The 21,836-nt window shown below is 53.5% G+C and carries 21 protein-coding genes and 1 other RNA gene; 11 read left to right on the forward strand and 11 right to left on the reverse strand.

Annotated elements, in window-relative coordinates; all coding sequences use genetic code 11:
• Window positions 1-90 precede the first annotated feature (90 nt).
• The 7 genes from aroD to ydiK form a co-directional block, all read right to left on the reverse strand.
• Window positions 91-849, reverse strand: a complete 759-nt coding sequence (gene aroD / locus ACQ0PY_RS10855; RefSeq protein WP_109740198.1) for a type I 3-dehydroquinate dehydratase — start codon at window positions 847-849, stop codon at window positions 91-93.
• Between the two features lie 33 nt (window positions 850-882).
• The gene (ydiB, locus tag ACQ0PY_RS10860; RefSeq protein ID WP_090050002.1) at window positions 883-1,749 is read right to left on the reverse strand and encodes a quinate/shikimate dehydrogenase; all 867 of its coding nucleotides are present in this window, start codon (window positions 1,747-1,749) and stop codon (window positions 883-885) included.
• 23 nt (window positions 1,750-1,772) lie between these two features.
• Window positions 1,773-3,017 carry an MFS transporter gene (locus tag ACQ0PY_RS10865; RefSeq protein WP_109740199.1) on the reverse strand — a complete coding sequence of 415 codons (1,245 nt, stop codon included), beginning with the start codon at window positions 3,015-3,017 and terminating at the stop codon, window positions 1,773-1,775.
• Window positions 3,018-3,263: 246 nt separating this feature from the next.
• The gene (locus ACQ0PY_RS10870) at window positions 3,264-4,487 is read right to left on the reverse strand and encodes an MFS transporter (protein ID WP_043000852.1); all 1,224 of its coding nucleotides are present in this window, start codon (window positions 4,485-4,487) and stop codon (window positions 3,264-3,266) included.
• A gap of 129 nt (window positions 4,488-4,616) precedes the next feature.
• The gene (locus ACQ0PY_RS10875; RefSeq protein WP_054176684.1) at window positions 4,617-4,973 is read right to left on the reverse strand and encodes a YdiL family protein; all 357 of its coding nucleotides are present in this window, start codon (window positions 4,971-4,973) and stop codon (window positions 4,617-4,619) included.
• 196 nt (window positions 4,974-5,169) lie between these two features.
• Window positions 5,170-5,277, reverse strand: an RNA gene (rprA, locus tag ACQ0PY_RS10880) — antisense sRNA RprA.
• A 186-nt stretch (window positions 5,278-5,463) separates the two neighbouring features.
• Entirely contained in the window at window positions 5,464-6,576 is a 1,113-nt protein-coding gene (ydiK, locus tag ACQ0PY_RS10885) for an AI-2E family transporter YdiK (RefSeq protein WP_043000851.1), read from the reverse strand.
• Window positions 6,577-6,782: 206 nt separating this feature from the next.
• On the opposite strand from ydiK, the gene ydiJ reads away from it, so the two are divergent.
• From ydiJ to ACQ0PY_RS10900, 3 genes are all read left to right on the forward strand, one after another.
• Entirely contained in the window at window positions 6,783-9,839 is a 3,057-nt protein-coding gene (gene ydiJ / locus ACQ0PY_RS10890; RefSeq protein ID WP_109740200.1) for a D-2-hydroxyglutarate dehydrogenase YdiJ, read from the forward strand.
• On the forward strand, window positions 9,836-10,246 hold the full coding sequence (gene menI / locus ACQ0PY_RS10895; protein ID WP_043000849.1) for a 1,4-dihydroxy-2-naphthoyl-CoA hydrolase: 411 nt from the start codon (window positions 9,836-9,838) through the stop codon (window positions 10,244-10,246). The genes ydiJ and menI overlap by 4 nt, the downstream gene beginning before the upstream one ends.
• 99 nt (window positions 10,247-10,345) lie before the next feature.
• Window positions 10,346-10,534: a YdiH family protein gene (locus ACQ0PY_RS10900; protein WP_042282711.1), complete on the forward strand. Its 189-nt coding sequence runs from the start codon at window positions 10,346-10,348 to the stop codon at window positions 10,532-10,534.
• A gap of 68 nt (window positions 10,535-10,602) precedes the next feature.
• Here ACQ0PY_RS10900 and ACQ0PY_RS10905 read toward each other — a convergent pair whose 3' ends face one another.
• Entirely contained in the window at window positions 10,603-11,454 is an 852-nt protein-coding gene (locus tag ACQ0PY_RS10905) for a Vmh family MBL fold metallo-hydrolase (protein WP_109740201.1), read from the reverse strand.
• A 123-nt stretch (window positions 11,455-11,577) separates the two neighbouring features.
• Between ACQ0PY_RS10905 and ACQ0PY_RS10910 the strand changes: the two genes are divergently transcribed.
• From ACQ0PY_RS10910 to ldtE, 8 genes are all read left to right on the forward strand, one after another.
• A complete protein-coding gene (locus ACQ0PY_RS10910; protein ID WP_044328166.1) occupies window positions 11,578-12,453 on the forward strand; it encodes a LysR family transcriptional regulator in 876 nt (291 codons plus the stop codon).
• A 473-nt stretch (window positions 12,454-12,926) separates the two neighbouring features.
• A complete protein-coding gene (gene sufA, locus ACQ0PY_RS10915; RefSeq protein ID WP_044254749.1) occupies window positions 12,927-13,295 on the forward strand; it encodes a Fe-S cluster assembly scaffold SufA in 369 nt (122 codons plus the stop codon).
• A gap of 8 nt (window positions 13,296-13,303) precedes the next feature.
• Complete coding sequence (gene sufB, locus ACQ0PY_RS10920; RefSeq protein WP_044254746.1) at window positions 13,304-14,791, forward strand: Fe-S cluster assembly protein SufB; 1,488 nt, start codon at window positions 13,304-13,306, stop codon at window positions 14,789-14,791.
• Window positions 14,792-14,800: 9 nt separating this feature from the next.
• Window positions 14,801-15,547: a Fe-S cluster assembly ATPase SufC gene (sufC, locus tag ACQ0PY_RS10925; protein WP_043000844.1), complete on the forward strand. Its 747-nt coding sequence runs from the start codon at window positions 14,801-14,803 to the stop codon at window positions 15,545-15,547.
• Window positions 15,522-16,793 carry a Fe-S cluster assembly protein SufD gene (gene sufD / locus ACQ0PY_RS10930; protein ID WP_109740202.1) on the forward strand — a complete coding sequence of 424 codons (1,272 nt, stop codon included), beginning with the start codon at window positions 15,522-15,524 and terminating at the stop codon, window positions 16,791-16,793. The genes sufC and sufD overlap by 26 nt, the downstream gene beginning before the upstream one ends.
• Complete coding sequence (sufS, locus tag ACQ0PY_RS10935) at window positions 16,790-18,010, forward strand: cysteine desulfurase SufS (RefSeq protein ID WP_044254740.1); 1,221 nt, start codon at window positions 16,790-16,792, stop codon at window positions 18,008-18,010. Before sufD ends, sufS begins: the two co-directional genes overlap by 4 nt.
• Before the next feature lie 12 nt (window positions 18,011-18,022).
• Window positions 18,023-18,439, forward strand: a complete 417-nt coding sequence (sufE, locus tag ACQ0PY_RS10940) for a cysteine desulfuration protein SufE (protein WP_043000841.1) — start codon at window positions 18,023-18,025, stop codon at window positions 18,437-18,439.
• A 97-nt stretch (window positions 18,440-18,536) separates the two neighbouring features.
• Entirely contained in the window at window positions 18,537-19,532 is a 996-nt protein-coding gene (gene ldtE / locus ACQ0PY_RS10945; RefSeq protein WP_109740203.1) for a L,D-transpeptidase LdtE, read from the forward strand.
• 76 nt (window positions 19,533-19,608) lie between these two features.
• Here the strand turns inward: ldtE and lpp are convergent, their stop codons facing one another.
• From lpp to ynhH, 3 genes are all read right to left on the reverse strand, one after another.
• The gene (gene lpp, locus ACQ0PY_RS10950; protein ID WP_001082307.1) at window positions 19,609-19,845 is read right to left on the reverse strand and encodes a murein lipoprotein Lpp; all 237 of its coding nucleotides are present in this window, start codon (window positions 19,843-19,845) and stop codon (window positions 19,609-19,611) included.
• Window positions 19,846-20,153: 308 nt separating this feature from the next.
• Window positions 20,154-21,566: a pyruvate kinase PykF gene (pykF, locus tag ACQ0PY_RS10955; RefSeq protein ID WP_043000839.1), complete on the reverse strand. Its 1,413-nt coding sequence runs from the start codon at window positions 21,564-21,566 to the stop codon at window positions 20,154-20,156.
• A 7-nt stretch (window positions 21,567-21,573) separates the two neighbouring features.
• Complete coding sequence (gene ynhH, locus ACQ0PY_RS10960) at window positions 21,574-21,804, reverse strand: protein YnhH (protein ID WP_418219699.1); 231 nt, start codon at window positions 21,802-21,804, stop codon at window positions 21,574-21,576.
• Window positions 21,805-21,836 lie beyond the last annotated feature (32 nt).

Consider the following 21,836-nt stretch of genomic DNA (forward strand, 5'->3'; position numbering starts at 1 on the left):
CTCCGCTGAATATTCATGTGGAATATTCACTGTGGAATAAAATATATATTTAATGGCGGGAGAGAATCTGTCCCGCCTTTATTTCGTTAATTACGCCTGATGTAATATCGTTAATACCGTACGCAGATCGCTAACGGATATTTGTCCCGGTGCCGAAGCCTTTTTAACCGCGCCAAAGGTCGCCGCGGAGCCGAAGACTTCACCGGCCAGGCGCGAAATCACACCGGTTTTCGACATCGACATGGTGATCACCGGACGGTCAGCGTACTGTTCCTGCATTTTCAGCGTAGCGGAAAGCAGCGTCAGAACATCTCTGTGGTTCTGCGGCATCAGGGCGATCTTCGGAATATCGGCACCCAGTTCCTGCATTTTGCGCAGCCGTGCAACGATCTCTTCTTCTGCTGGCGTCTTGTGGAAATCATGGTTGGACATGATCACGCTGACGTTTTTGCTGTGCGCGTAGTCTACCGTCGCCTTGACCTGCTCATCACCGGTAAACAGTTCGAGATCGATCATATCCACCAGGCCGCTATTGACCGCCGCGCGATTCAGCGAGAGATAGGCGTCGGTTGAAATGGCCTGTTCACCCCCTTCCTTCGCACTACGGAACGTAAACAGCAGGGGAGTCTGGGGCAGTTCAGTGCGGATTGCGCGGACAGCCTCCAGGACGGCATCAGCAGAGGCGACATCGGCGAAATGGTCAACGCGCCATTCCAGAATGTCGAAATCCGCGTCGCGATAGGCCTGCGCTTCTGCGCGGACGCTGGCGATATCTTTGCCCATCAGCGAGACGATTATTTTTGGAGCCCCTTCGCCAATCACGAGGTTTTTTACGGTTACGGTTTTCATTTAATACCTTTTATCAGTCTTAGTTCCTGGCCGTCAGGCCGCAAACCCCATCACCTGTTTTACGTATTCCAGCGGAAAATCTTTGCCGGTCCACAGTTTGAACTGTTCAGCGCCTTGCCACAACAACATGCCGTAACCATCGATTGTTTTGCAACCGGCCTGTTGCGCTTGTTGCAATAACTTCGTCATATGCGGGTTGTAAACGCATTCGGTAACCAGCAGTTCCGGACGTAGCAGGCTCACGTCACTGACAATCGATTCATTTTCCAGCGGCTTCATGCCGACTTTGGTGCCATTGGTCAGGATATCCGCTGTCGCCAGCGCGTCAGCGAAGGCCTGCTGGTCAGCAAGGTCTGTCACCGTCACCACGCAGTCGGTGTTTTCATTCACCCGCTTAGCGAAGTCCACTGCTTTCTGGAAAAATTCATCATTGCGGTTAAAGAGTTTAATCGCTTTGATCCCCTCAATGGCTGCCTGCGCACCAATGGCCGTGGAGGCGCCACCCGCACCCAGTAATACCATGGTTTTACCCTTGATATCGAAACCACTCTCTTTGATTGCGCGAATGTGACCGGTGCCGTCGGTATTGTAACCACGCAGGTAGCCGTCATCATTGACGATGGTATTAATCGCGCCAACCAGCTTCGCCGCCGGGGTCAGTTCATCAACAAATTCACAGGCCAGCTGTTTATTGGGCATCGATACGCCGGTCCCGCGCATTTTTAACGCTTTCAACCCCTCGATAGCGCCAGCGAAGGTGCTGTTGTCGACCTCAAAGGCCATATAGGTAAACGGCAATCCGGCTTTCTCCAGCGCCTTATTTTGCATTTCAGGCGACAAACTGTGTCTGATGGGATAAGCCATTAAGCCGATCAGTTCATATTTCGCGGTTACATCCATAACATGACTCCTTAAATTGTCGCTTAACTTTTTGTTGAAAAATAACGTTCGCCCAGACGGATATCGTTTTGTGGAATATTAAAGACCCGGTAATAGCGAACAAAAACGATAATGCCGGTGATAAAGGCCAGCAGGGCAAAAGCGAAATCCAGTAAAATGATGTATTGTAGGCCGATGGTGGAGAGGTAACCGGTAATCAGCGGAATAACAAAATTCGCGAGGCCGCCCATCATCATATAAACGCTGGTGACTTTGGCTTTGCTCTTCGGAAAGAATTCCGACATCACCGACACGCCCAGTTGTAAAATCCCGCCCGCGGCAGAGAAGCCAATCACAAACGCGCCCGCGTTACACACCAGCGGTGACGGCCAGAGATAAATGACGGCCGCGGTAACGGTGGCCAGTCCGGCATTAAAGACGTTAGCCCAGATGGGGCGAACCATTTTTTTCAGCAGTGCGGCAAAGATAAAGACGCAGACCAGCGAACCCAGGCTGTAATACGTGATGGTTTTCAGCGCATCCGCTTCTTCCATTCCGGCGAAGGCCATGGCGTATTTCGGCATCCAGACCACGATAACGTAAAAGGTGGAAAACGCCGCCACGCCAAACATGACGGAAGCCACTCCTTCCAGCCAGGCCAGCGGTTTGCTGTTCATCTGCGGTAACTCTTTAGCGACGCTGGCATCCACCAACTGGCCGGGGAATTGACTGCGCAGTAACATCAGGGTGATCAGTACAAACAGAATGCCAGGAATGATCACTCCATAGCCGTACCAGATGTTGTTGAGCAGCATATAGCCGACCAGCATCGGATAGAGCATCTGTCCGAAGGAGACCATTGCTTTGACGAGGATCACCGCGGAACCTGACGCTTTCGGGAAACATTCCATCAGTGCCGGGTAGCCTCCGGTATCAAGCGCAGAGTTGGCCACGCCAACGCAGACGGCGAGGACAAAGGCCACCATCAGGTTAGGACTGGCAGGGATGCCGAAGAAAAAGAGAATATATAACGCGGCACCCAACAAAATGATCGCCCGACGACCGAATTTATCCGACAGGACGCCAAAAAACAGAATACTCACCAGACGACCAAGTCCGATGCCGGAAATTAAATAGGCGATCCCTGCGCTGTCAGTAGAAAACTTCGCGGCGAGTGAGGTCATATTTTGCGCCAGCGTAATGACGCTAATACCGTGGAGAAAATAGCTGAGATAAATACAGATGACCGCCAGGAAAAATGGCGTGCTGAAAGCCTTATTCTGTGACATTTTTTCAAAGCTCCTTGCCGGTTAATTTAATTCTGCTTTCGCCAGCGTTTTTATATCCGGCGATTTTTTATTAATATACGATGGTGAAACGACATGAACTACATAACATGACGTTTTCGTAACCAGGTATATTGCAGACGAAAGTGTGAAAACCCACGTATCCTGCGACGTTTTATTGTTAATAACGGTGTTATACAAACTATATTGCAGTCAGTGATAAGAATATTGCATTCGGCGGATTCAGCCTTATTCCGCCACCGGTGACATCATCAATTGACGTTTCGTTTCGAGACGGCTGCGATAGCCAATAAATAGCGCCAACAAGAACCCCACGGCGGCAATACCGGTATCGAACCACATAATATCGGCGATGCTCCTTTGTGAGAGATGGGCCGTGACCAGCGGGATCGTAAAGGTAGCAATGCTGCCCGCACTGTAATAAATGCCGGTGGCTTTCCCTTTGGCATGCGGAAAGCGGGCGGCCATCAGGGTCAGACCGATTTGCACTACGCCCCCGGCTGATGAAAAGCCGATCACAAAGGCAAAGACGATCACGACATACATCGTGGGATGCAGGCACACCGTCAATAGCGCGACAAACGAAACAAAAGTGTACAGCATCAGCAAGGTGGTTGAACGCACCGTTTTGCGCACCAGCGGGGCGGTAATCAAAACGCAAAGCAGCGAACCGCAGGTGTAGATACTCAGCAGTTTGATCGACAGGGTATACGACATCCCGGCGACAAACTGACCATACTGCGCCAGCCACTGGCTGATGAGATAAAACGTCGCCATTGAGATGTAGCCGTACAGCGTATAGCTGGCAAGGTCGATAAATGCGCAGCGATGTCTTTCAGCCGGGCGCTGGTGCGGTTCGTGTGTCGGTGTGACCGGCGCGAGGCGGCGTCCAGGATGCGGTGGAAAGGCGCAGCGCAGTAAAAACAGACCGTTAACCAGCATGATGGCGGCGGCAACGATAAATGACCAGCCAAACCACAGTTCTGCCCAGACGAGCAGACTGATGATGATGGGCAGTAAAAACTGTCCGCCGGAGACAAACGCCTTAATCAGAATGTTGGCGGTGCTCGGCGAAGAGGGAAAGGCCTCCATCAGGCTGGGATAGGTCCCGGCGTCCAGGAAACTGTTCGCCATGCCCGCGAGGACGCCGAACGCATAAGCGATGATGATATTATGGGTCGTCAGAATACCGAAAAAGAACGTCACATAACAAAGCATCCCCAGAATGATGAAGGGGCGGCGGCCAAACCGATCGGATAATAATCCGGCGCAAAACAGCACGCTTAAGCGCCCGATGCCTAATGAGGAGATCACGACTGACACCCCAGCGGCATTGGTCTGCCACTGTTGTTCGAGCGATGCCATGTTGAGACTCATCAGGATGACTCCCATACCGTGCACCAGGTAATTGAGATACAGCCCCATCGCAGTGGGGAAATAGTGATTTTTCATGATGCCTGCTCAGCGAAATGGCTAATGATTTTCCCTGGTACGGGGTAAATACCCGTGCCTTAAAAGTACAATGGGTCTCTATATTTGAAGTTTCTTAGTATGAATCGCCAGTGGCAGGAAATATGTGGTCTAACACAATCGTTCCAGGTCGTGGGCATAGAGTTCGGCAGCAACGGATTGATAAATCTTCCAGTCAAGAAAACTGCCATCACGATAGACCGACTGAAAATCGGTTAAATCAGAAAAGAAACGCATGGTATTATTACCAATGCGATTGTTTATCTTCTCTATAATAGCATTAATACGTAATTTTCTTTTTCTACGCATTTCCAGCAGCGTTTCGGTAATGGCGGGAGGGGGGTCACATTCGCCATTTTCCCACTGCTGCCAGTCGGCGGCATTATAATCTGGCGCAATCCACGATACGCACTCTTCAATGGTCATTGCAAAAACATGACGTAATGCCTGTAGCTCATAAGCGTTCATCATTGAATGACCTCATATTAAAAAACAGTAAAGCATAAATAACATTATCAGGCTGATTTCGGCGTGAAGAGAGTCGCAGTATCTTGTGCAATATTATTTGTTATCGGCATGTGAAAAGGGGAATTCCCATGAAAAAAAGAGGGATAAAGGCAGAGGGAAGGATTATTTTGCGGTGAGACAGCCGCCATGTCAGGATAAAAAAAAAAGCCCATCGTGGGAGATGGGCAAAGACTACACACAGCAATTCGTTGTTTCACTCAGGGGATTTCCATACTTATAAATCAATGTCTTGATCTATAACCGTGAGCTAATAATAGGGTATGGGGTGTTTTAGCGTCGATCAGATTCGTCTCAATAGTTTAAAGACTGTAAAGAATTTGCGATACAAATCAGGGACAACGAAGCGGGAACAGGAAAGACAGAGGCATCGCGCTACACTATTGATTAGCCGTGCTAAACATTCAGGCGACCACAGTCGCCTGCTGTCGTGCTATTTTTTAAGGTTTTCGATTTCACCCAGTTCTTCGAGGATCTCTTCAGGTTCGCTGGTCGGCACAGGCGCTTCGTTAACCCAGGCCGAGAACAGTCGCCATGAAACGGCCAGCAGTACCGGACCGATAAACAGCCCAATCATGCCAAACGCAATCAGGCCGCCAATAACGCCGGAAAGGATCAGGATCAGCGGCAAGTCCGCGCCCATACGAATCAGCATCGGGCGAATGACGTTATCCAGTGTGCCCACCACGCAACTCCAGGCCAGCAGCACGCTGCCCCAGGTCGTATCGCCACTCCAGTAAAGCCAGATAATAGCCGGAATCAATACCGGTAACGGCCCCAGTTGAACCAGACAGGAGAGGATCATCACCACGGAGAGCAGTGTGGCATAGGGTACGCCGGACACGGCCAGACCGATGCCGCCCAGCACCGCCTGCACCAGGGCAGTGACAACCACGCCCAGCGCCACCGCGCGGATCGCCTGGGCGGCCAGCAGCATCGCTGCGTCTCCGCGTTTTGCCGCCAGACGGTAGGCAAAATGACGAATACCCAACGCCACCGTCTCTCCACGCCAGTACAGCAGGGCGCTGAATAACAGCATCAGGCTGCAGTGCATCATAAAACGACCGATGTGAGCGGCCTGACCGACAAACCAGGTTGTTGTGGTACCGATGTACGGGCGAACCTTCGCCATAATCGCCGTACCGCCCATATCCAGCAGGTTATGCCAGCCGGCATACAGTTTGGCGCCAACCAGCGGAATGCTGTTCAACCAGGCCAGGTCCGGCAACGTCATATCCCCGCTCGTGACAGCGTGGATCAGCGGTCCGCTGCCGTCAACGATACTGTTGACCAGCAGGGCAATCGGGATCACAAACAGCAGTACTAATAAAAGTGTCATCACCAGAACCGCCAGCGAACGGCGGCCCCAGAGTAATTTTTGCAGGCGCAGTAGAACGGGCCAGGTCGCAATGACGATCGTCCCGGCCCAGGCAAAGCCCAGAATAAAAGGTTGAACAATCCAGAGACACGCCACAATCATGATGGCTAAAAACAGCACCGACAGCAGCACTTGTGCGATATCCCTGGGCTGACGAATATTGACCATAAACTCTTTTCACCTATGTAGTGCGTCAGATCGTTGACGCGACGCGACCGCTCGAAACACGTCTCATAATGATGAGCAATTTCAGCGGTTTTTGACAGGCGGATTCTGCCAGTATTTCTGTTGGGTGTATTAGAAAAAAATGTGATACAACAATAAGCAAACGATTAACTCCCACAACACACAGACCGCAGGAAAGGGTCACGATAATGATTCCACAAATTTCTCAGGCACCCGGCGTCGTTCAGCTGGTGCTCAATTTTTTGCAAGAGCTGGAGCAACAAGGATTTACCGGCGATACGGCAACCAGTTATGCCGATCGTCTGACAATGTCGACAGATAATAGTATCTATCAACTTCTCCCCGATGCCGTGGTTTTCCCTCGTTCAACGGCTGATGTGGCGCTCATTGCCCGCCTGGCGGCGCTGCCACGCTTTGCCTCGCTGATTTTCACACCGCGCGGCGGCGGTACCGGCACGAACGGTCAGGCGCTCAATCAGGGCATCATTGTCGATATGTCCCGCTATATGAGCCGCATCATCGAAATCAACCCGGAAGAGGGCTGGGTGCGGGTGGAAGCGGGGGTGATCAAGGATCAACTGAATCAGTATCTGAAGCCGTATGGCTATTTCTTTGCCCCGGAACTGTCCACCAGTAACCGGGCAACGCTGGGCGGGATGATTAATACCGACGCCTCCGGACAGGGTTCTCTGGTCTACGGGAAGACATCCGATCACGTGCTGGGGGTGCGGGCCGTGCTGCTGGGCGGCGATATTCTCGACACGCAGCCGCTGCCGGTCGCACTGGCGGAAACGCTCGGTCAGAGCAACACCACGATTGGTCGTATCTATCGCACTGTGTTTGAACGCTGCCGCGATAACCGTCAGTTAATTATTGATAAATTTCCCAAACTGAACCGCTTCCTGACGGGCTACGATTTGCGTCATGTATTTAACGATGACATGAGCGAATTCGATCTGACCCGTATTCTCACCGGCTCGGAAGGGACGCTGGCGTTCATTACGGAAGCGCGACTGGACATTACGCCGCTGCCGAAAGTGCGTCGACTGGTGAACGTGAAATACGACTCTTTTGACTCCGCGCTGCGCAATGCGCCGTTTATGGTGGACGCGCGCGCGCTGTCGGTGGAGACGGTTGATTCAAAAGTGCTGAACCTGGCGCGTGAAGACATCGTCTGGCATTCAGTGAGCGAATTGATTACCGATGTCCCGGACAAAGAGATGCTCGGCCTGAACATTGTCGAATTCGCCGGGGATGATGAAACAGTTATCGACGCGCAGGTGGCTTCCCTGTGCGAACGGCTTGACGAACTGATTGCCCGCGAAGAGGCGGGCGTGATTGGCTGGCAGCTATGCACTGAACTGGCGGGCGTTGAGCGTATCTATGCCATGCGTAAAAAAGCGGTGGGCCTGCTGGGTAATGCGAAAGGGGCGGCAAAACCGATTCCCTTTGCCGAGGACACCTGTGTGCCGCCGGAACATCTTGCTGATTACATCGCGGAGTTCCGCGCGCTGCTTGATGGTCACGGTCTGAGCTACGGCATGTTCGGTCACGTTGACGCCGGGGTGCTGCATGTGCGTCCTGCGCTGGATATGTGCGATCCACAGCAGGAGGTGCTGATGAAGCAAATCTCCGATGAAGTGGTGGCGCTGACGGCAAAATATGGCGGTCTGCTGTGGGGGGAACACGGCAAAGGTTTCCGCGCTGAGTACAGCCCGGCGTTTTTCGGTGATGAACTTTTCGCGGAATTGCGGAAGATTAAAGCGGCGTTCGATCCGCAAAACCGGCTGAATCCGGGGAAAATATGTCCGCCTGAAGGCATTGACGCACCCATGATGAAAGTCGACGCGGTCAAACGCGGCACCTGGGACCGGCAAATTCCGCTGGCCGTGCGCCAGACCTGGCGCGGCGCGCTGGAATGTAACGGCAACGGTTTGTGCTTTAATTTCGATGCGAAGAGCCCGATGTGCCCATCGATGAAAATCAGCCTCAATCGTATCCACTCACCCAAAGGGCGTGCGACGCTGGTGCGCGAATGGTTACGTTTGTTGGCGGATCGCGGTGTCGATCCGGTGCGACTGGAAAATGCGCTGGCAAGTAAACGACCCAGCCTGCGTTCTCTGATCGCGCGTACTCGTAACACCTGGCACGCCAACAAGGGCGAGTATGATTTCTCGCATGAAGTAAAAGAGGCGATGTCCGGCTGTCTGGCCTGTAAGGCGTGCTCGACGCAGTGTCCGATCAAAATCGATGTGCCGGAATTCCGTTCGCGTTTCCTGCAACTTTACCATACCCGCTACCTGCGTCCGCTGCGTGACCATCTGGTGGCGACGGTTGAAACCTATGCGCCGTTGATGGCCCGGGCGCCGAAAACCTTTAACTTCTTTATTAATCAGCCGCTGGTGCGCAAGCTGTCCGCAAAGCATATCGGCATGGTCGATCTGCCATTGCTCTCGACGCCGTCGCTGCAACAACAGATGGTCGGGCATCGATCGGCGAACATGACGCTGGAACAGCTTGAAGCGCTGTCGGATGTGCAGAAAGCCAATACGGTGCTGGTGGTGCAGGACCCGTTCACCAGCTATTACGATGCGCAGGTGGTGGCTGATTTCGTCCGTTTGATTGAGAAGCTGGGGATGCAGCCGGTTCTGTTGCCGTTCTCGCCAAACGGTAAAGCGCAGCACATTAAAGGATTCCTGACCCGCTTTGCGAAGACCGCCAAAAAGACCTCTGAGTTTTTGAACCGCGTGGCAAAACTGGGGATGCCGATGGTCGGTGTTGATCCGGCGCTGGTGCTCTGTTATCGCGATGAGTACAAGCTGGCGTTAGGCGACGCGCGCGGCGATTTCCACGTCCAGCTCGCCAATGAGTGGCTGGCAACCGCGCTGGCTTCGCAGGAACCGCGCGAGGTTAGCGGCGAATCCTGGTATTTCTTTGGCCATTGTACCGAAGTGACCGCGCTGCCCGGCGCGCCCGCGCAATGGGCGTCGATCTTTGCCCGCGTTGGCGCGAAGCTGGAAAACGTGAGCGTGGGCTGTTGCGGCATGGCCGGTACTTACGGTCATGAGGCGAAGAACCATGCGAGTTCGCTGGGCATTTATGAACTGTCATGGCATCAGGCGATGGAACGGCTACCGCGTAGCCGTTGCCTTGCAACGGGATATTCCTGTCGCAGCCAGGTGAAACGGGTTGAAGGCACGGGCGTGCGTCATCCTGTACAGGCATTACTGGAGATTATTGGATGATCTGGAAACGTGAAGTGACCCTCGACGCCCTCAATGCGATGGGTGAAGGCAATATGGTCGGCCTGCTGGATATTCGCTTTGAGCATATCGGCGACGATACGCTTGAAGCGTCAATGCCCGTCGACGGACGCACGAAGCAGCCGTTCGGTCTGCTGCACGGCGGCGCTTCTGTCGTGCTGGCAGAAAGCATCGGCTCGGTTGCCGGTTATCTGTGCACCCAGGGTGAGCAGAAAGTGGTGGGGCTGGAAGTTAACGCTAACCATGTTCGCTCTGCGCGGGAAGGGCGCGTGAAGGGGATCTGTAAGGCGATTCATACCGGCGCCCGTCATCAGGTCTGGCAGATTGACATCTATGATGAGCAGCAGCGACTGTGCTGTACTTCGCGGCTGACCACGGCAGTTGTGTGACGTTGTCACCAAAAAAGTGTGATCAGTATTGCTTTTGGTCATAATCTGCACAGCGAAAGGTGATATACTGTGCAGGTTTTGACCATAAGCGAGGATGATATGACTAGCCAACTAGACCCGGCCCAACTGGCAATTGAGTTTTTACGTCGTGATAAAACAGAGCTTTCTCCAGCCCAGTATCTCAAAAGACTGAAACAACTTGAGCTGGAATTTGCCGATTTACTGACGCTCTCTTCCACAGAATTAAAAGAAGAGATCTACTTTGCCTGGCGCCTTGGCGTTCATTGATTCAGCGATCGTTAACGTAAAAAGAACCCGACATGCGCGTCGGGTTTTTTTGTTCCTCACTGGCGGTATTACCACGCCATCTCGCCAGAATTCACTTTCGCGCTCAATTCCAGCGAACTTTCCTCTGCCAGTCCCGGCCACGCCGTTTTCATCGTTTTAATGACCCAGGGCGAACCTTGCTTCGCCGCCAGCGCCTGTTCGAACGATTGCAGATAATCCTGCGTGAAGCGGATGGCCCGATCGCCTTCAGGGCGCTCACCAAGGTAATGACCCGGAATAACCTGTGCAGGCTTTAGACTATCCATTTCAGTCAGAACATGACGCCATGATGCGCGTTGCGCTGGTGTCTGGGTGTCAGCGGTCCAGACGTGAATGCCTGACGCCACGCCCGTGCCGCCGAGAATGGTCCGGTTCGCTGGCACCCAAACATAGGCCGCGTAATCACTGGGATGACGCAGTTCCAGCGTTTCACCATCGATGCGAAAGCGCGTTTCTGTGGTTGCCTGCGGGACGGTCAGCGCCGTTGGCGCCCCCTCTTTCATCTGAGGTCCCCAGTACTGCAACTTAGCCTCTTTGGTGGCTCGAATATGCTCAACGACCCGTGGCGTGGCCAGTACCTTCGCGTCAGGAAAGGCTTTTACAATCGGCTGCAGGCCGAAATAGAAATCTGGATCGCCGGAGGTAATCACGATGGTTTTCAGTGTCTTGCCACGGGATTTAATCATCTCCACCAGCTTTTCACCGTCTTTAGTGCTGAACTGCGCATCAAACAATATCGCTTCCGTCGGACCGGATACTAACGTTGAGGAGACAGGGAAAATGGCGTTCTCCTGCGGGTTATAGACGTCAAGTTGCAGCGGCGCGGCAAACAGGGGGGAGGCGACAGCAGGCAACAGCAGGGCCAGCAGTTTACTTTTCATGAGGAATAGCCTTATGCAGATGAAATGGTCTTGTGTGTGGCCGGTATTTTAAGGGAATTGAGATCTGTTAGAATTCCCGTATCAGAACATGCTGAGTTTCATAAAACGATCGGATGGGTGGCGATGGACAGAGTGATGGCGGCGACGGTATTCAATCATATCTGCGATTTAGGCAGTCTGAGTGCGGCGGCGCGGGCACTGGGTCTCTCCCGGCCGATGGTGAGCCGCTATCTTGATGAGATGGAGAAATGGGCCGGGGCGCGGCTGATTCATCGCACCTCGCGCAGGCTGACAATTACCCCCGCCGGGGAGGAGGCGCTGGTGAAGACGCGAACGCTGGCGCAGCTCTCACAAGCGATTGGCGCGGCGTCGGCGGCAGACATTCCCAGCGGAACGCTACGCGTCGCCTGCGCGCACTTTACGGCAATGCATATTCTCGCCCCGATGCTGCCGGGATTTTTAGCGCGTTATCCCGAACTGCGCATTGAAGTTGAGATAAACAATCAGCCAGTCAGTCTGGTCGGTGAACGTATTGATGTCGCCATTCGCATTACCGATAACCCGGAGCCTGGCGCGATTGCCCGCCGGCTTGGCGATTGCGAATCGGTTCTCTGCGCATCAGAGGCGTATTTGCGTCAGCACGGCACCCCACAGACGCTGGAGGATCTCACTCAGCATAACTGTCTGTATTACAGTGGGTTTGCAGGAAAATCGTGGCACTTTCTCAACGAGCAGGGCGAGGCGGTCTCGGTGGCGATCAAGGGGAACTTGAGTGCCGGGATCTCGTCTTTACTTTGTGAATCTGCGCTGGCAGGCATGGGGATAGCGCTGGTGCCGGAAAAGGAAGCGCGTGAAGGACTGGCTCAGGGACGACTGGTTCGCCTGCTACCAACCTTGCAACCCCGACGCCTTGCCGTGTACGGCCTGTATCTTTCCCGTGAACATCAGCCCGCCGGGCTTCGGTTGTTTCTGGAGGCGATCCAGACCGCCATGCCGTAAAATCCATGAATTGATCTGACGTATAAAACAGCAGATAGCAATTTGTGTTAAAAATGACCTTTGCCGATATGAGACTATTCTTATCGCCCCTTCAAGAGCTAAGCCATCATGAGTGCCGGAGATAAGCGCCGGATGGGGCCGGAACCCTTAGGGCTGTTACTGACAACCTTAAGGGTTTTGTTTTTCTGTGCTTTCACGCTTCTCACGTCATTCCTATCCCTGAAATAGTCATTTTCTATACATCTTTACTGTTTTGACCAGTCCGGTCGATGACAGACGATAAAGTCATTATTAATCAGCACATTGAACAAATTCATCCATTCCTTTTAACCCACGTGGCAGGGTCTATGCTTAATAAAAGCGGTCAAAACAGGTGAAACACCGTAATGCCCCTGCTGTTGAGGGGTTGAAGTGAGAATAGTTATCACTAACATGGTGTTATAGCCTGATGGCTCACTATGCGAGGTAACCCTATGGAATTGCATTCAGGAACATTTAATCCGGACGATTTTGCCTGGCGCGGATTGACGCTAACCCCGGCGGCAGCGGCCCATATTCGCGAACTGGTCGCAAAGCAGCCGGGCATGCTGGGCGTGCGCCTGGGCGTTAAACAGACGGGATGCGCGGGTTTTGGCTATGTGCTGGATATCGTCAGCGATCCGGAAAAAGACGATCTGCTGTTTGAGGTTGAAGGCGCGAAGCTCTATGTCCCGTTACAGGCGATGCCGTTTATCGACGGCACGGAAGTGGATTACGTCCGTGAAGGATTAAATCAGTTATTCAAATTTCATAACCCGAAAGCCCAGAACGAATGCGGTTGTGGCGAAAGCTTTGGGGTATAGGCGGTACTATGTCTCGTAATACTGAAGCAACTGACGATGTCAAAACCTGGACTGGCGGCCCCCTGAATTATAAAGAGGGTTTCTTTACCCAACTGCAAACAGACGAGCTGGCGAAAGGGATCAACGAAGAGGTGGTGCGCGCCATTTCGGCCAAACGTAATGAACCGGAGTGGATGCTGGAGTTTCGCCTGAATGCGTACAGAGCGTGGGTCGACATGCCGGAGCCGCACTGGCTGAAGGCGCACTACGAGAAACTGAATTATCAGGATTACAGCTACTATTCCGCGCCGTCGTGCGGGAATTGCGATGAGACCTGCGCCTCTGAGCCGGGGGCGGTCCAGCAAACCGGGGCAAACGCCTTTCTCAGCAAAGAAGTTGAGGCCGCGTTTGAACAACTTGGCGTACCGGTACGCGAAGGCCGTGAAGTCGCGGTGGATGCCATTTTTGACTCCGTCTCTGTTGCCACCACTTATCGTGAAAAACTGGCGGAGCAGGGGATCATTTTCTGCTCCTTTGGTGAGGCGATACACGATCATCCCGAACTGGTGAAACAGTATCTTGGCACCGTCGTGCCCGGCAACGATAACTTCTTCGCCGCGTTGAATGCCGCAGTCGCCTCTGATGGCACTTTTATCTATGTGCCGAAAGGCGTGCGCTGCCCGATGGAGCTTTCAACCTATTTTCGCATTAACGCCGAAAAGACCGGGCAGTTTGAACGCACGATCCTGGTAGCGGATGAAGGCAGCTATGTAAGCTATATCGAAGGCTGTTCCGCACCAGTGCGCGACAGCTATCAGCTGCACGCGGCGGTCGTGGAAGTCATCATCCATAAAGACGCCGAGGTGAAATACTCCACCGTCCAGAACTGGTTCCCTGGCGATAACAACACCGGCGGCATTCTGAACTTCGTCACCAAACGCGCGTTGTGTGAGGGCGAGAACAGCAAAATGTCCTGGACCCAGTCGGAAACGGGGTCAGCCATCACCTGGAAATACCCCAGCTGTATTCTGCGCGGCGACAACTCGATCGGCGAATTTTATTCGGTGGCGTTAACCAGCGGTCATCAGCAGGCGGACACCGGTACCAAGATGATCCACATCGGCAAGAACACCCGCTCGACCATTATTTCGAAGGGGATTTCCGCCGGACACAGCCAGAACAGCTACCGCGGACTGGTCAAAATTATGCCGACCGCCACCAATGCCCGTAACTTTACCCAGTGCGACTCGATGCTGATTGGCGCCGACTGCGGAGCGCATACCTTTCCGTATGTTGAATGCCGCAACAACAGCGCGCAGTTGGAGCACGAAGCGACCACCTCACGGATTGGTGAAGATCAGCTGTTCTATTGTCTGCAGCGCGGTATCAGCGAAGAAGATGCGATCTCAATGATCGTCAACGGGTTCTGTAAAGACGTGTTCTCCGAGTTGCCGCTGGAGTTTGCCGTCGAAGCACAAAAACTTTTAGCCATTAGCCTTGAACACAGCGTCGGTTAAGGAAGAAACATGTTAACGATTAAAGATTTACAGGTCAGTGTGGAAGAAAAAGCCATCCTGCGTGGGTTGAACCTTGAGGTTCGTCCGGGGGAAGTGCATGCCATTATGGGACCGAACGGCTCCGGGAAAAGTACGCTTTCTGCGACGCTGGCAGGGCGTGAAGATTACGAGGTCACCGGCGGGTCGGTGATGTTTAAAGGGAAAGACCTGTTGGACCTGGCGCCGGAAGAAAGAGCAGGCGAAGGTATCTTTATGGCCTTCCAGTATCCGGTGGAAATCCCCGGCGTCAGCAATCAGTTTTTCCTGCAAACAGCGCTCAATGCGGTGCGTACGTATCGCGGCCAGGAATCGCTTGATCGCTTCGATTTTCAGGATCTGATGGAAGAGAAAATCGCGCTGCTGAAGATGCCGGAAGATCTGCTAACCCGCTCGGTAAACGTCGGTTTTTCCGGCGGCGAGAAGAAGCGGAATGACATTCTGCAAATGGCGGTGCTTGAGCCGGAACTGTGCATTCTCGATGAATCGGACTCCGGGCTGGATATTGATGCCCTGAAAGTGGTTGCCGATGGGGTCAACTCACTGCGTGACGGTAAGCGCTCGTTCATTATTGTCACCCACTATCAGCGCATCCTTGACTATATCAAGCCGGATTTTGTCCACGTCCTGTATCAGGGACGGATTGTGAAGTCTGGCGATTTCACGCTGGTCAAACAACTGGAGGAGCAGGGATATGGCTGGCTTACCGAACAGCAGTAATGCGCTGCAACAATGGCATCACCTGTTTGAAGCACAGGGTGAGACGCGTTCTGAACAGGCACAACAGCATCTCCAGCAGGTTCTGCGTCTGGGGCTGCCAACGCGCAAACATGAGAACTGGAAATACACACCGCTGGAAGGACTCAGCAACAGCTTGTTCGTCAGTCGTTATGCCGATGTTTCCCCGGCGCAGCGCGATGCATTAGCGCTTAACGTGGAGGCATTGCGACTGGTGTTTGTCGACGGGCAGTTCAACCCGACGCTCAGCGACAGTTGGGAGAACAGCGGTTTTGAGGTGGCGATCAACGACGAGCGCCAGACCCTGCCGGTCGCGGTACAACCGGAAGTGTTTTTGCATCTCACCGAAAGCCTGGCGCGTAGCGTGACCCATATTCGCGTTAAGCGTAACCAGCGCCCGGTAAAACCGCTGCTGTTGATGCACATCACCCAGGGCGTATCCGCAGAAGAGGTGAACACGGCGCACTATCGTCACCATCTTGAGCTGGCGGAAGGGGCGGAGGCGACGATTATCGAGCATTACGTCAGTCTGAATGATGCCCGACATTTCACCGGCGCGCGCCTGACCATGAACGTGGCGGCAAACGCGCACCTGCATCACATCAAGCTGGTATTTGAAAACCCGCTCAGCCATCACTTCGCCCATAACGATATCTTGCTGGCGGCAGACGCGTCGGCGCACAGCCACAGCTTTCTGCTCGGCGATGCGGTGTTGCGTCACAACACCAGCACACAACTGAACGGCGAGAACACGATCCTCAGGATCAACAGCCTGGCCATGCCGGTGAAAAATGAGGTCTGCGATACCCGCACATGGCTTGAGCACAACAAAGGCTATTGCAACAGCCGACAGTTGCATAAAACCATCGTCAGCGATAAGGGGCGGGCGGTATTTAACGGGCTGATTAACGTTGCCCAACACGCGATCAAAACGGACGGGCAGATGACGAACAATAATCTGCTGCTCGGCAAGCTTGCAGAAGTGGATACCAAACCGCAGTTGGAAATCTACGCTGATGACGTGAAGTGTAGTCACGGGGCGACGGTAGGGCGTATTGACGATGAGCAGATGTTCTACCTGCGCTCGCGCGGGATTGCTCAACGGGATGCACAACAGATGATCCTTTATGCCTTTGCCGCAGAACTGACGGAAGCGCTGAGCGACGAGGCATTGAAACAACAGGTGCTGGCGCGGATCGGCCAACGTCTGCCGGGAGGCGTAGCATGACATTTCCCATCGACACAGTACGTGCGGATTTTCCAGTCCTCACGCGCGAAGTGAATGGTCTGCCGCTGGCGTATCTCGACAGCGCCGCCAGCGCGCAAAAACCGGCGCAGGTGATTGACGCGGAAGCTGAGTTTTATCGTCACGGTTATGCGGCGGTGCACCGGGGGATCCACACGCTCAGCGCTCAGGCCACCGAAAAAATGGAGAATGTGCGCAAGCTGGCATCGCTGTTTATTAACGCACGCTCTGCGGAAGAGCTGGTGTTTGTGCGCGGTACAACGGAAGGCATTAACCTGGTCGCCAACAGTTGGGGGCCAGAGAACGTCCACGCGGGCGATAACATCATCATCAGTGAGATGGAGCACCATGCCAACATCGTGCCGTGGCAGATGCTGTGCGCGCGGGTGGGCGCTGAGCTGAGGGTGATCCCGCTGAACGCCGACGGCACATTGCAACAGGAGATCCTACCCACCCTGTTTGATGAGAAAACCCGGCTGCTGGCGATAACGCACGTCTCTAATGTGCTGGGTACGGAAAACCCTGTCGCCGAAATGATCGCGCTGGCGCATCAGCATGGCGCAAAGGTGCTGGTGGACGGTGCGCAGGCGGTAATGCACCACCCGGTAGACGTTCAGGCGCTGGACTGCGATTTTTACGTCTTCTCGGGTCACAAGCTGTATGGCCCGACCGGTATTGGTGTGCTCTATGTCAAAGAGGCGCTGTTGCAACAGATGCCGCCCTGGGAAGGGGGCGGGTCGATGATCGCCACCGTCAGCCTGACGCAGGGGACGACCTGGACGAAAGCGCCGTGGCGCTTCGAAGCGGGGACGCCGAATACCGGCGGGATTATCGGCTTTGGCGCCGCGCTGGAGTATGTTTCAGCGCTGGGACTGGAGGCGATTAACGAATACGAACAGAACCTGATGCACTATGCGCTGGAGCAACTGAAGGCGGTGCCGGATCTCACGCTGTACGGCCCCACTGACCGTCTGGGCGTGATTGCCTTTAATCTCGGCAAACATCACGCCTATGACGTCGGCAGTTTTCTCGACAATTACGGGATCGCCGTGCGGACCGGACACCATTGCGCGATGCCGCTGATGGCTTTTTATCAGGTGCCGGCGATGTGCCGGGCGTCGCTGGCAATGTATAACACCCATGAAGAAGTGGATCGCCTGGTGACAGGCTTGCAACGAATTCATCGCTTACTGGGGTAACAGGGAGGCACTATGGCTGCGCTGCCGGATAGAGAAAAATTGTTGCGTAATTTTCAGCGTTGCGCTAATTGGGAAGAGAAGTATCTGTACATCATTGAGCTGGGACAGCGATTGCCGGAAATATCCGCAGCGGACCGTTGTCCTGAAAATACGATTCAGGGATGTCAGAGTCAGGTCTGGATAGTGATGCGCCAGAATGCGCAAGGCGTTATTGAACTGCAGGGCGACAGTGATGCTGCCATTGTGAAAGGGCTGATTGCGGTCGTCTTCATTCTGTATCACCAGATGACGGCTCAGGATATCGTGAATTTTGATGTGCGGCCGTGGTTTGAACAGATGGCGCTCGCGCAGCATCTCACACCGTCTCGGTCGCAGGGTCTGGAAGCGATGATTCGCGCGATCCGTACCAAAGCAGCAACGCTTAGCTAAACTCAATAGACAGCTTTCATCCTGTCAGGTAAGGCAGCCGGCTGTCTTACAGGATTATCAGCATTCTGGCCATGCCAGTGAATACAGGAGGTTGGGTATGAAACGCGCGTCTCTTATTATTCTAATGCTTATCGGCGCTTACAGCGCCATACAGGCTGCCTGGGCGGTGGATTACCCCTTACCGCCAGCAGGCAGTCGCCTTGTTGGACAGAATCAAACGTATACAGTGCAGGAAGGCGATAAAAACCTGCAGGCGATTGCCCGTCGTTTTGATACTGCCGCGATGCTTATTCTGGAGGCAAATAATACCATTGCGCCTGTGCCAAAGCCGGGCACCCTGGTAACGATCCCGTCACAGCTATTGCTGCCCGATGCGCCCCGAGAAGGCATCGTCGTTAATCTGGCTGAACTGCGGCTGTACTACTATCCGCCGGGCGAAAATATCGTCCAGGTCTATCCGATCGGTATTGGTTTACAGGGACTGGAAACGCCGGTGATGGAAACCCGCGTTGGGCAGAAAATCCCGAATCCGACCTGGACGCCAACGGCAGGCATCCGTAAGCGCTCTCTGGAGCGAGGCATTACGTTGCCGCCGGTGGTCCCCGCCGGGCCGAATAACCCGCTGGGGCTCTTTGCACTTCGTCTGGCGCACGGTAATGGCGAGTATCTCATTCATGGCACCAGTCAACCAGACAGCGTGGGTCTGCGCGTCAGTTCCGGCTGTATCCGGATGAATGCCCCGGACATCAAAGCGCTGTTCTCCCAGGTTCGCACGGGAACGCCGGTGAGAGTGATTAATGAACCGGTGAAATATTCTGTGGAGCCGAGCGGACTGCGCTACGTTGAGGTCCACCGACCACTGTCGCCGGAAGAAGAACAAAACGTACAGACGATGCCGTATGTGCTGCCTGCCGGGTTCAGCCAGTTTAAGGCGATGAAAGAGGTGGATGACGGACTGGTGGATAAAGCGTTGTATCGTCGCGCGGGTTATCCGGTGGCGGTCTCTGCCGGGCAAACGCCAACGGTTGAAGCTACACCTGCTGTTCAGTCAGCGCAAAATGGATCAGTACAGGAAGAGACGCAGACGCAGTAGTGAGAGTAGCGGGAAGGAAGAACGCGAGACAAAAAAATGGCGCACAATGTGCGCCATTTCTATTACACAGGTACTATTACTTACGGTATTTAGTAGCCTGGTTGTCCAGACGCTGGTTAGCGCGAGCTGCGTCGTCTTTAGCAGCCTGAACGTCGGAACGCATTGCGTTCACGTCGTTGCTCAGCTGGTCAACTTTAGCGTTCAGAGTCTGAACGTCAGAAGACAGCTGATCGATTTTAGCGTTGCTGGAGCAACCAGCCAGCAGAGTAGAACCCAGGATTACCGCGCCCAGTACCAGTTTAGTACGATTCATTATTAATACCCTCTAGATTGAGTTAATCTCCATGTAGCGTTACAAGTATTACACAAACTTTTTTATGTTGAGAATATTTTTTTGATGAGAAGACGCTTATTTTTGATCGTTCGCTCAAAGAAGCATCGAAATGCGCAAAAATGGCTAAAAAACCGTGTGAAAACAGGCTGCTTCCATCGGATTCGTCTTAGATAATCTGTAATTAGATAGCTCAATCCGATTTGCTTTTTTATTAATAGTGGCTATTGGAAAAATAAAAAAAGCGCCGCGAGGGCGCTTTTTAATCGAATTAATTCACTCGAGAATTATTACAGTACGTGAACAGATGCTGTGTTAGTCGTGCCGCTCGGTACCAGAGCACCAGAAACCATCACCACTACGTCACCTTTCTGAGCCAGACCGCTCTGCTGAGCAACCTCTTTACCCAGACGGTAGAAATCATCAGTAGACGCGATTTCTTTCACCAGATGCGCCACAACGCCTTTGCTCAGCACCAGCTGACGGGCTGTGACTTCGTTGGTGGTCAGCGCCAGAATGGTGGCGTCCGGGAAGTATTTACGCACTGCGCGAGCGGATTTACCGCCCTGAGTGGCCACCACGATCAGCGGTGCTTCCAGTTTTTCCGCGGTTTCCACCGCGCCACGGCAGACGGCTTCAGTGATGCGCAATTTGCGGCTGTCATTGTTGAAGTCCAGACGGCTGGTCATCACACGGTCGGTACGCTCACAGATGGTCGCCATGATGGTGACCGCTTCCAGCGGGTATTTACCTTTTGCTGATTCGCCTGACAGCATCACCGCATCGGTGCCGTCGAGGATGGCGTTCGCCACGTCGCCTGCTTCAGCGCGAGTCGGACGCGGGTTTTTGATCATGGAATCCAGCATCTGGGTCGCAGTGATAACCACTTTACGCGCACGGATACATTTTTCGATCATCATCTTCTGCGCGAAGATCACTTCTTCAACCGGGATTTCAACGCCCAGATCGCCACGGGCAACCATGATACCGTCAGACGCTTCGAGGATTTCGTCGAAGTTGTTCAGGCCTTCCTGGTTTTCAATTTTGGAGATGATCTGGATCTTCTCGCCGCCGTGCGCTTTCAGGTGCTCACGGATTTCAACCACGTCAGAACGCTTACGGATAAAAGAGGCCGCAACAAAGTCAACGCCTTGTTCGCAACCAAAGATCAGGTCCTGTTTGTCTTTTTCTGCCAGCGCCGGCAGGGCGATAGAAACGCCTGGCAGGTTAACGCCTTTGTTTTCGCCGAGGTCGCCGTTGTTCAGCACTTTACAGATGACTTTGTTGCCTTCGATCGCGGTGACTTCCATACCGATCAGACCATCGTCGACCAGTACGGTATTACCCACGGACAGATCGGAGGTGAAACCTTCGTAGGTCACGGCAACGATTTCGTTATTCCCCACCACGGATTTATCGGTGGTGAAGGTAAAGGTCTGGCCCGCTTTCAGGGAAACGTCGTTACCGCCTTCCAGCTTGATGGTACGGATTTCCGGACCTTTCGTGTCGAGCAGGATGGCCGCTTTCTTGCCGGTTTTGCTCATCACGTTGCGCAGGTTCTGGATACGCTGACCGTGTTCTGCATAGTCACCGTGAGAGAAGTTCAGACGCATGACGTTCATGCCCGCGTCCAGCATTTTGGTTAACATCTCTTCAGATTCGGTTTTCGGACCGATGGTGCAAACAATTTTCGTCTTTTTCATGACAGTCTTAGTCTTTAAGTTGAGAAGGATATGGAAAGCCGGCTTCCGGAACGCACTGACTGGAAGCTAAACCTGTATTACGAAAGTTGTGATGCCTCGCACTAAGGATAGGTGACATCGATAGAGCGTGCAGAGGAATGTGTGCTCGTCGTTCAGCCCGACAAAAAGGGACGTTTTGTAGTCTCTGAGTATGACAGGTCAATGTGCTGAAACCATTCAAGTGACAATTGTCACGCATTATACGCTGAAACAGACACAAAAGGAAAATGG

It is taken from the genome of Citrobacter sp. LST-B2, assembly GCF_057983045.1.